This window comes from Pseudoalteromonas sp. S16_S37 (genome assembly GCF_014694405.1).
GTDB lineage: Bacteria > Pseudomonadota > Gammaproteobacteria > Enterobacterales > Alteromonadaceae > Pseudoalteromonas.
The window spans coordinates 21306-32211 of sequence record NZ_JAAUWV010000052.1; the positions used below are offsets into that span (position 1 = coordinate 21306).

General features: G+C 42.1%; 10 protein-coding genes. 5 read left to right on the forward strand and 5 right to left on the reverse strand.

Translation table 11 applies throughout. The features are described from left to right. The first annotated feature begins 91 nt into the window (after positions 1-91). Genes HC733_RS17835 through HC733_RS17845 form a run of 3 tightly spaced genes read left to right on the forward strand, consistent with a single transcriptional unit; the run spans position 92 to position 6439 of the window. Complete coding sequence (locus HC733_RS17835) at positions 92-1816, forward strand: autotransporter assembly complex protein TamA (protein ID WP_342366030.1); 1725 nt, start codon at positions 92-94, stop codon at positions 1814-1816. After that, on the forward strand, positions 1816-5535 hold the full coding sequence (locus HC733_RS17840) for a translocation/assembly module TamB domain-containing protein (protein WP_238937605.1): 3720 nt from the start codon (positions 1816-1818) through the stop codon (positions 5533-5535). The genes HC733_RS17835 and HC733_RS17840 overlap by 1 nt, the downstream gene beginning before the upstream one ends. Before the next feature lie 34 nt (positions 5536-5569). Continuing rightward, positions 5570-6439, forward strand: a complete 870-nt coding sequence (locus HC733_RS17845; protein WP_190366360.1) for a peptidylprolyl isomerase — start codon at positions 5570-5572, stop codon at positions 6437-6439. Here HC733_RS17845 and queF read toward each other — a convergent pair. Then, entirely contained in the window at positions 6426-7271 is an 846-nt protein-coding gene (gene queF / locus HC733_RS17850; protein ID WP_190366361.1) for an NADPH-dependent 7-cyano-7-deazaguanine reductase QueF, read from the reverse strand. The genes HC733_RS17845 and queF overlap by 14 nt on opposite strands. Positions 7272-7330: 59 nt before the next feature. Here queF and syd point away from each other — a divergent pair, with 59 nt between their 5' ends. Continuing rightward, the gene (syd, locus tag HC733_RS17855; protein ID WP_190366368.1) at positions 7331-7870 is read left to right on the forward strand and encodes a SecY-interacting protein; all 540 of its coding nucleotides are present in this window, start codon (positions 7331-7333) and stop codon (positions 7868-7870) included. A gap of 8 nt (positions 7871-7878) precedes the next feature. Here syd and HC733_RS17860 read toward each other — a convergent pair whose 3' ends face one another. Genes HC733_RS17860 through HC733_RS17870 form a run of 3 tightly spaced genes read right to left on the reverse strand, consistent with a single transcriptional unit; the run spans position 7879 to position 9193 of the window. Continuing rightward, positions 7879-8652 (reverse strand): Zn-ribbon-containing protein, encoded by a 774-nt coding sequence (locus HC733_RS17860; RefSeq protein WP_190366362.1) that lies wholly within the window; start codon positions 8650-8652, stop codon positions 7879-7881. Between the two features lies 1 nt (position 8653). Continuing rightward, complete coding sequence (locus HC733_RS17865) at positions 8654-8917, reverse strand: hypothetical protein (protein ID WP_190366363.1); 264 nt, start codon at positions 8915-8917, stop codon at positions 8654-8656. 48 nt (positions 8918-8965) lie between these two features. Next, the gene (locus HC733_RS17870) at positions 8966-9193 is read right to left on the reverse strand and encodes a DUF2789 domain-containing protein (RefSeq protein ID WP_190366364.1); all 228 of its coding nucleotides are present in this window, start codon (positions 9191-9193) and stop codon (positions 8966-8968) included. Between the two features lie 102 nt (positions 9194-9295). Here HC733_RS17870 and HC733_RS17875 point away from each other — a divergent pair, with 102 nt between their 5' ends. Beyond that, positions 9296-9928, forward strand: coding sequence for a GNAT family N-acetyltransferase (locus HC733_RS17875; protein WP_190366365.1), 633 nt, complete (start codon positions 9296-9298; stop codon positions 9926-9928). A 793-nt stretch (positions 9929-10721) separates the two neighbouring features. On the opposite strand, the gene HC733_RS23230 is transcribed toward HC733_RS17875, so the two are convergent. After that, on the reverse strand, positions 10722-10906 hold a 185-nt coding region (locus HC733_RS23230), incomplete at its 5' end, for a hypothetical protein (RefSeq protein ID WP_238937602.1).

Genomic DNA, 10906 nt, shown 5'->3' on the forward strand with positions numbered 1-10906 from the left:
AGTCACTAATTGCATATGTAATGTTCATAGGGCGTTGGGTTTGGATATGATAATATCAACCACTTGAGACAATTGTAGGAATGAGTAACGCGTGTTAAGGGTTGTTTTGTTAATATTGCTGACCAATGTATTGGCGTTTACCGCAAATGTGAATGCACAAACGCCATGGTCGATGCAACATTTTAGCCTATCTGGTGTAGATGGTGAGATAAAAAGCAACGTAGAGGGATTCATTCAAGGTTACCTCAATCAACCTTACGATCAACAGCAGCAGGAAAGTATCCACTTATCAATTGAACAAGCTCTACAAGCTATGGGCTATTATCACAGCCAAATAGTGATAACGAGCAAGCCAAGCGATGAAACCTTGAACATTCACATTGAGCTAAATGAGCCTCTTTATTGGCGTGACATTCGCGTTGAAATCACCTCAGAAGCCAAAGATGATAAAGCTTTAGTAGCGTTGTTGGCTAAATTGCCAATCAAAACCAACAAAGTTGTGCGTCATGACATTTATAAACAAGCTAAATCGGCGGTTGAAAGCTTATTGTTGGAACGAGGATATTTTGATTTTAAATGGATTAAAAGTGAGCTTTTGATCAATAAACGAGAGCGTATAGCTAAAGCCGTTTGGCAATTGGACTCTGGGCTCCGTTATCGCTTTGGCAAACTAAGTGTTAGTAAAAGCACTCAAGCAAGTGAGTATATCCAGTCATTATCTACGTTTGAATTTAACTCTTCGTTCGACAGCGCGTTACTGTCTGACTACACCCTAGCGTTGAATGCGACTCCCTACTTTAGCTCGGCTAAAGTCTATCCCTTACTCAAAGACAGAAAAAACGGTTTATTACCAATTAAAGTGGATGTTGTAGATAAGCCTGCTAATAGTTTTGAAGTCGGTGGTGGCTACAGTACGGATTTGGGTGTAAAAGGGCGTCTAAAATGGAGCAGACCTTGGGTTACCGATGACGGACATTTTTTTGAAGGAAATGTGTCTTTGTCTGAGCGCCGACAAGATGTTACCGGTAGTTACACAATTCCAGTTGCCGACCCGAATAACGATGTTTGGAGAGTGCTCGGGGGATTGCAAGTTAATGATGATTTGCAACAAGGGATCGAGAGCAGAATATGGAATGTTCAATTACAAAGGCAATGGCTAACGGATGACTACTGGATCCGTACGGCTTTTATAAAAAGAGAGCATGAAACAACGGAGCAAGAAGGGGATGTTTTTAAATCAGAGATGCTTCTTCCTGGTATCAGTTATGCCAAAAAGCAAAGTAAAGGTGGTGCGACGCCATATTGGGCGAATGAACGTCTTATTTCTTTGGAGGTTGCGAGTGACTCTTTGATCTCTTCGACCTCACTTGTCAAGGCCCGTTGGAATAATGCGTGGCTACGTAATTATGAGCATAAGCATTTTGTTATTAATCGGATCAATTTAGGCGCAATTGTGGTCGATGATATTCATTCGGTGCCTTTTAATATGCGATTTTTTGCAGGTGGCGACCAGAGTATTAGAGGGTTTTCATATCATTCAGTCGGTCCTAAAGAAGGAAGCAAAGATATTGGTGGTAAATATCTAGTAACGGGCTCTTTGGAATACAATTATCAGTTTCTTCCCAGTTGGCGCGCAGCGCTATTTGTTGATGCGGGTACCGCTACCAATGATTTTTCTGAAAAGTGGTCGGTGGGGGCTGGATTTGGCTTTCGATATTTAACACCCGTAGGTCCCATTCGTTTAGATCATGCATGGGGAGTGAGTAAAGACAGTAAAAGCACTCGTTTAAGTATAGTGATAGGGCCCGAAATTTGATGTTGTTGAGCAAGCGTTTAAAAAAAGTACTGACAAGTGTTTTGGCTATTTTTGTGGTGGCTTTTTGCATATTAGCAACTGCGCCAGGTCATCAACTTATTGTTTTTATAGCAAATGAAAGTATAACAGGTCTCAATGTAAAACTGGGGGAGGGCCGCTTATTATCAGGTACCCCCATAGAGCTTGAGTATCAAGATAAGCAGTTATTATTTTCGGCTAAAGAGTTAAGGGTATCATTAAACTGGTTTAGTTGTGCCACTGTCTGCTTAGATATTTCAGCTAAAAAGCTATACGCAAAAATGAGCACAGTGGCAAACTCTGAGCCAGCAGAGAAGGATGTGGAGCAGCAAGGAACTATGCTTAAAGCCCCCTTTTATATAGGGCTTAATAGCCTTTTTGTTGAACAAATTGACGCAACAATAGATACCCAGCAGGTATCGTTATCTCAGCTGCAAAGCTCACTTAATTGGCGTGAAACGCACCTCACGATTGATAACCTAACACTAAACACGGGTAAGTTGTCGCTACCAGAGCAACCCAAACAACAAGCTGTATTAATTACCTCTGTACCTGCGGTTGTATTAGAGGCGCCGGCTATACCACTTGATATCGTTGCGAATGACCTATTTGTTAAAAAATTTACAGTAGCGCAAGGTAGCCAAACTACGGTGCTAGACGATATCTCAGTACAAGCTCGGATGAACAGTAAAAAAGCCACATGGCGATTAGCGACTTCCACAGTGCCCAACAAGGCCATTTTAAAGACTGAGATACCAGAAGTTTCGCTAAACTCTCAAGGTTCTATCGCGTGGTCGGATGTATGGCAGGTGCATATCAGTAATACGTTAGAGGCTGCGAGTAATCAGCTTACATTTGACGCGGTGGGACCATTGTCTCAACTGCAAGTTGCGTTAAAAAGTACGGGTGAATATAAAAGCAACTTCGAAGGTACCTTTAACTTAACAAAAGATAACTGGCCTTTTCGGGTTCAGTTTGATGCTCAACAACTAAAATTTGAAAACTTGTTTCACACGCCGTTTGAATCTTTAGTCACTGATAGCGTAGCACTTAATGCTGAGGGCACTTTGAACAACTATGCGATACAAATGAGCTTAGTGGGTACCACTGCACCTGACTCACCATTTGCAATAACTAGCAAATTACAAGGCTCCCTTATTGGTATTGCAATTGACAATTCACAGTTTAGGTGGCGCGATTCGCAAGCAAATCTTTTTGCTCAATTAGGTTGGGAAAATGGACTAAGTGGTGATGTTGATGTGCAAATTAACAAAATACCTTTAACGTTACTATCAGCTGATTATGAAAACGCAGGACTGGATGCAAAAATTGCCGCTAATTTTGCACTCAATGGTGAGCTTTGGCAGGCTAATGTTGGGCATTTAGAATTGAATGGGCAGTTATTTGGCAAGCCTTTGCATGCAGATGCAAAACTAAAACTTAATCAAGATCTTAAAGGTGAGTTATCGCGGCTCAATTTAGATTATGGCGCCAATAAAATAGCGATGTCTGGCGAGTTAGGAAAGCAATTGAGTCTAAATGGTCAGCTAAAGTTAGAACACGCCGCAGATGCCTTGTTACCAGTCGATATTGCAATGCATGGTGATATTGCGATATCTGGTGCACATCAAACACCAAAAATAGCCGTAACAACCCGTGTTAGTCATTTGAAATATGGCAGTCTTTTTCTCAAAGATGCACTTTTTGACTTGACCTCAGATAGTGCGCTTAATTGGGAAACAAACGCGAGTTTGAAGGCTCTTAAAATTCAGCTTGGCAAGCTGGACATTATGGATGCAGATATCTTGTTACAAGGTGATTTATCACAACATACTTTGCAAGTTGCCTCAAAAGGAGACGTTGCAACTGACATAGTTGCACAGGGCGTATGGACTACTCAGCAATGGCAAGGGCAATTATCTGAGGCGACCCTCAGCTATCTAAATCACCCGATTACGCTGCTTGAACCTGCAAACATCAGCGTGTCGCAAGCGAGTGCTCAACTTGATAAGCAGTGCTGGAAGTTTCAAGGCAGTAAAGCATGTATATCTGCTCGCCAGGACCTGAATACGAGTAAGGGAAAGAGCGATGTTGAGATAAGCCAATTACTGCTAGAAGATTTTAATCCATGGCTAGGAGGTGTCACAAAGTTGCAAGGCTTTGCAACAGGCGCGTTGTCTTTCGAATGGGAAACTGGTCAGCTGAATCATGCTGATGGGCTGTTACAACTACAGCAGGTTAAAGTGACAACGACTGAAGGCGAACAAACGCATGTCTTGCCTATTGAAAACGTGAGCACCAAACTTACCAGCAGCAGAGAGCTTGCAAGCATAGATTGGCAGGTTAATTCTTCGATGTTAGGGCGGCTCAAAGGGTTACTAGAAATGCCGTTAACCGATATAAGTCAGCCCAACGCCTCAATAGAGATTGTCCATATGTCTTTGTCTCCATTGTCTGCCGTTTTAAGTAAGAGTTTAAAACAAGCCATAGCGCTTTCTGGTGATATCAGTGGTCAAGTGAACTTAGTGGGTGACTTACGTAGCCCTAAAATGTATGGACAAATCAACCTGCGAGATATGGCCTTGAGCAGTGTAATTTCACCTGTAGCGCTCGTATCATCTTCATTGGATATCACTCTTAATGATAAACAGGCCGAGATACTTGGTAATTTGCAAGCGCAACAAGGTGGTTCTTTGTCTGTAGATGGGAAGCTTTCTTGGGATGGCATGCCAACAGCAAGTGTATTGGCTAAAGGACATGACTTTTTAATTTCACCACAGCCTAATGTCGAAGTGTCTATTTCTCCAGATCTAAAACTAGAATATCGCCAAAAAAAGGCGTCTTTAACGGGTCGCTTGCAAATACCTTTTGGACGAGTTGAAGTTGAGGAAATGCCGGTAGGTGTGGTGCAGGTATCTGAAGATCAGATAATTGTAGATGAAAAATATAGGCAACAGAGCCGCTCACCCATCGCATATGATATTGACCTAGACGTGTCTGTAGGTGACGACTTCAGAGTCAAAGCTTTTGGTTTAGACAGCTACATAGCGGGTCAATTAGATGTAACCAAACTGCCTGCAAGTCCTTTGTTGGCAAGTGGAGAGCTGTCATTACAAGAAGGACGTTATCGGGCTTTTGGTCAAGATTTGTTGATTAAAACGGGGTTAATTGGCTTTAACGGCGCACTAGATAGGCCGTATTTGAACGTCAGAGCTATTCGCAACCCCGAAGTTACCGCCAATGATGTAGAGGCCGGAATTGAGTTGTCGGGCAGTATTTCAGCGCCGCGTTTTTCTATTTATTCACAACCTGCTATGGACCAATCGCAAGCGCTTGCTTATTTACTTAATGGTGAACCGTTAGGTGAAGGGGAAAACTCAAATAGTACTATACTCACTCAGCTACTATTGTCGCAGGGGTTAAACCGCAGTGAAGGCTTAGTTTCTAAAACGGGTGAAAAATTAGGCTTTAAAGATGTATCGCTTGGTGCCAGAGGGAGCGGTGAGTCAACAAAGGTTGAAGTGTCTGGGTATTTAACGCCCAATGTTCAAGTGAGTTATCGAGTGGGGGTTTTTGACTCCTTAAGCGAGGTTGCAGTGCGTTACCGCGTGTTCTCTAAACTTTATGTTGAAGCAACCAGTGGTTTGTACGATAGCATTGATTTACTGTACAAGTTTGATTGGGATCCCGATAGTCAGTAGTCTGATCACTCAAAACAATATTAAGGAAAAACGGATGAAATCATGTCAGCTTTTGTTTGCCAGTGTTATCGTAGTATGTGCTAGTAATGTATTAGCAAAACCACTTAAAGCCCCACACGAGGTGATAGCTCAAGCCCCAGAGGAGGCTTGGCGAGTTGTTGATAATAATAATGTGATAAAAATACAACTGCCAACAGGGGCAACCTACGTTGAACTTAATCCTCTGCTAGCACCTCGACATGTGAATAACATAAAACTGCTTGCACGAGATAAGTTTTATGATGGTTTAAGTTTTTATCGTTTTGAGGAAGGGTTTGTTGCACAAGGCGGCGACCAAAGTGGTAATAAGCCTATTAAATATGGCAAGCGGCATCTAAAAGCTGAACTCATGTTGCAAAGTGATTCGCCTGTCACCATCACGACTGTCGACACCAATGATGGTTATGCACCACGTACAGGGTTTATCAACGGGTTTGCTGTGGGGCAAAGTGTGGATGGCAAGCAAACGTGGCAAGTACATTGTACTGGCGCGATGGGGATGTCTCGAGATAATGAGCTTGACTCTGGTGGAACAGATTTTTACATCACACTTACACCTCAAAGGTATCTTGATAAAAATGCCACGGTATTTGGACGTGTACTATCAGGCATGGAACATATCCAAAGACTAAAACGACAAGCAAATGGAACCGCTCCTTTTAACCCAATTGAGTCTATAAGTGTGCTTGCGGATATTTCTAAACAAGATAAGCAGCGTTTTAAAGTACTAGATACTGCGCATCCATCTTTCAAGGAGCTAGTAGCCTCTCGAAAAAATAGACCTGAGGCTTGGTTTGTGGCCAAGCCTAATTATGCTGATGTGTGTGCAATCCAAGTACCTGTAAAAACATTTACTGTCGATTAGTACGGATTGCGTAAGGCGTTTTGTCTTGATAACTTGAGCGGTATGGGTTGATATCTAACCCGCCGCGTCGAGTATAGCGAGCATACACTTCTAGTTGGTCGAAGTTAAATGTGTTCATCAACTCACAGTAGATGCGCTCCACACATTGCTCGTGGAACTCATTGTGGCTGCGAAATGAAATCAGATAGCGCAGCAAAGACTCCTGACACATTTGCTGACCAGTATAAGAGATAACGATACTCGCCCAATCTGGTTGCGATGTGATCAAACAGTTTGATTTGAGCAAATGGCTATGCAGCGTTTCGCTGACAGTTCCTCGGCCTGTGCTTTTCAAGATATTTGCTTGTGGGCTATATATGTTAACCTCAATATCTAACTCATCGATACACTGACCTGGCATGTCGGTAAACGGCAAACAAGCAAAGTCATTGGGCTTATACAACGTGACGCTTACTTGTGTATTGGCAGCTTCAGATAAATCTTTTTGCAGTATTTGCTGCACCACTTTGGCACTTTCAAATTGGCTTTGATTAAAGCTATTGAGATACAACTTGAACGATTTAGACTCGATAATATGAGAACTTTGGCAAGGAAATACGAAGCAAGCCACAGCAACCTGAGGTTTGCCTTTATCATTTAGCCAAGAGAGTTCGTAGCCAGTCCAAATATCTTCACCCATGAAAGGTAGCGCAGATTCATCGACCGCTATTTGGTCTCGATTAAGCTTGCGTGCAATTGGGTGCAATAAAGATGCATCATATTGTGATGCGTATTGCGTGGTTTTTCCAAGTACTGAGGCTTTTAGCTCGGGCGCATTTGTGTAATCTGTCATGTTTCACCATTTGTGGTTACAATGGCGACATTATAACGGATCATATGACGGTTAGCAGTATGCCAATAGAGCAGATTTTATCTCAATTACATGAAAACTACGCAACGAAATACCAGCAAGCACATCAAACGTTACCCTGCATGTATTACGACCCTCAGTGGCCAAGCCCATGTGAAGTAGGCGCCCCTCTTGATGAAGAGCAAGTCCAATGGCAAGCAGTATCTCAGCCAACAGAAAATAATTTGCAAGCTTTGGCTAAGGCACTTGAGTGTAGCTTTCCTGAAGCGCTCGATGCGTATTACAGCACCTTTTATGCAGGAAATATCATTGGACATGTTGAAGGTCACCAGATTGAGTTATTACAAGCGTGGAACCAAGATGATTATGTTCGGTTGCAGCAAAATATTACGGGCCATGTATTAATGAAGCGTAAGTTAAAGCAGCAAGAATCAGTTTTTATCGGCTTAACAGAGCAAGATGACTTGTTGTTAACGGTGATGCTAAATACCGGTGAGGTATGTCTCGAATATGTTGGAAAGCCACCACACCATGTACTAGCGCCTAATTTAGAGGCATTTTTACAGCAAGTGGCCTGTTAACGAGACAGTTATTGAAAGTCCCAAGAGATATTGGATACCAATTCGCAGTTGTCACAGCGAAAGTCAAAAATACCAAACCATGGCTCATCCAGCGCCCAATCGCCATTACAGCTTGGGCATTTTCTTTGCTTTTCGGACTCCAAGCTTTCACCGCCCACACGATATAAATAGTAAAAAACCGGCTTTTGCGTTAAAAATCGAATGCGTTTAGACAAGTCCATACCTCGACGAAACAGGTCGCTTGTAGTGCTCGATATTTCCTCAAGCGCCGCAAATTCACATCGTGTTGCACCGTTGATCTGGATTTGGTCACATGCCTGCCAGTCCTCTTGCCACTTAATCAGTGCCTTATAGTCCCCATTGGCAATGGCTGGGATTTTGTATAAAGGCACAGGTAAAAAGTCATCGCCACAATAAAGAGGGCTGCATGTGTGCACATACGTGGTATATAGAATATAACTTGAAGGTGCGTCGCATTTGTCTGCGCCGTTAGCATGAATGTCTTGGCCTATTACTTTTACCTTTGGCGCGAGCAATCCTGCCTTTTGTAACCCTTCAATCGCATGCTTCACAAATGGGCTATGGTTCAGTGGGTGAAGTGCATCTTCTAGTGGGCACATAACTCGAGTTATAAAATAGCCATCTTTGAGTACCGTAGGAAATTCATCCCCGATTATCTGACCGTTAAATCGCAAGGCATTTACCACACGGTTGATTGCTACTTCAGCCATATCCAAAGTTGTGTCTTGATAACAGTCAAAAGTTAAGTCAACAACAAACATATTATCTTTTCTCTAATAGGGTTAGTAGGCGATCAAGTTTTTGCTCAATTCTATCAAGTTGACTTTGCTGAGGCCTATTATCTTGCTCTGACTTTAATGTTAATGGCTGCTCGATGATTGCTGGGTTATTTTTAAAGGCACTGAGCCCTGCAATAATAAGCGGCATGGGTACGGGTTCACTCAAACGCGCCTTTGTTAAAGCGACACTTGGGGTTTTGCCACTATTGACCAACTCAGCAATGGCTTTTTGCACTGCGGGATGCATGCGCTTTACTCCACATAAATAAAGCGCATCATAGCATAGCTTAAAATCTTAGCGTAGCATGACATCGAGTTCGTCGATGAGCTCGCACCAGTCAGCGTCTTCACGTAATGATTCTTCAATAAAATGGCGCTGGCCTTCATTCCAAAAAGGTGCTTCGCTGAGTAGCATATCGTCAGCGATGCGATGCTTTTTAATAAATTGAGCAATGTGCTCGGGTGAATTCTCAAGCCCCAGTTGAGCAAACAAATTTGCGAGGTTGTGCTTGCTAGTATCCATAGTTAATTCCTTAAGTTGCCTAAAAAACACTCTGTAACTATAGTAGAGAGTGCACCTATCAACAATCAGTTTGCCCTAATAACAACAACATAAGGGGACATTATGCATATTCTAGAAAAACAAGATCTGTCAGTAAGATACCTGTCACCAGAAGATATGTCGGTTGCAGCCAGTTTGCTGTACCAAGCCTACCATGATGATGACGTTCTACGCAGTGTGTTAGCTGCTAATGATAATAGTAGCTATGAAGCGAAGTTAAGAGCGTTTATTCGAGAAGAATTGTCTAGTTTTGGTCAAGGTCAACAGCCAATGATAGGCCTGTTTAATGAGCAACATTTATATGCCGTTGCTTGTGTGCTTGAGTCAGAAACTCAGCTACAGGCGTCTAGATATTGGCACTGGCGGCTCAGGCTCATGCTCAGTGCGGGGTACTTACAAACACAGCAGCTTATCGAGAAGGAAAACACGATTCGCGCTGCGCTAGACGAATATGGTCATTACTATTTTCTGGCTTTTATTGCAGTAGACCCTCATGTTCAAGGACAAGGGTTAGGTCATTATTTGCTAACTGGATTAGATGATCTTATATCTAGTAACGCAGATATTAGCGGTATGGCTGTATTTGTTACGCAAACATCTCAAAAAGATTTTTTCCTGTCACATGATTATGAGGCTATCAAGGCGCTCTCTTTTGAAAAAGTAACGGGCGAATTACTATTTAAAAAACGGCAATGAGACAGAATGGAAAATAGGGTGTGAGACTTTTCTTACATAGTTGTACGTTAAGGTGTTTTATGGTGCCGATATTGGTTGTAATTTATGTGTTAACTTGTTGATATTTATTTATTTGTTGTTTTTTTCAATAATATTTCATTTAGTAAATTTACTATATTCACTTTTTGATAAGCAAATTGCGCGTAAACTTAATCATGTCAGGAAGACAAAGCGATAGGATTCGTAACTGGGAAATAATGCAAATGGATAATTGCTAAGATAGTAAGGATAGCTAAAGGAGCAAGGATTGATAACAGGACCCATAGGACATGGGAACATATCAGGATGATATGTACAAGGATGAGAGGACAAGCGCTGGATGTGCTGCTTAAGGAGCGCTCAGGATGAGTGAAGTGGAGGCCAAAAAGGCGAGAGGATAGTCACAGGGTGTGACAAAGGATGAAAGCAGGGAGTGGTGCTCGGGTATGGCTTGGATGTATACCCGTTCAGGGGATGAAGAAAATGGTGGCTTCACGCATAGGGGATGGATAACCTAGCATGGACGTAGTCAGAACTAGGCGCGACTAATGTTGCGCCTTAGTTTTTTTAGGAACTTTCATCCAATAACTTGCTTGTACTAGCTCAGATATTTAGTTTTAACTCTGGACCTTCAATCATCTTTTCAGCTGTGATTATTTCTAGTGTAGTAATGTTCGGTCTGTTGATCTTTGGATACATTAGATTTATACCAATCCGCAATAACACATAATCTTTTTGAAGGATTAAACCTGACGACAGCTGCGTTAAAAATTTCTCATTTAGAACAACTAAATAACGAAATTTTTGCCTTGCTATCGACAAGGTTTTCTTGCTTCAAAAAGACCCTGTAACTAAATCTGTGTAACTGCCTATTATTAATCCCTATAAAGGGTTTAGGATAGGCAATGATGAATAAAAAAGAACTGGAAGCGTTTGCCAAGCAAGCTGCTAAATCAATTA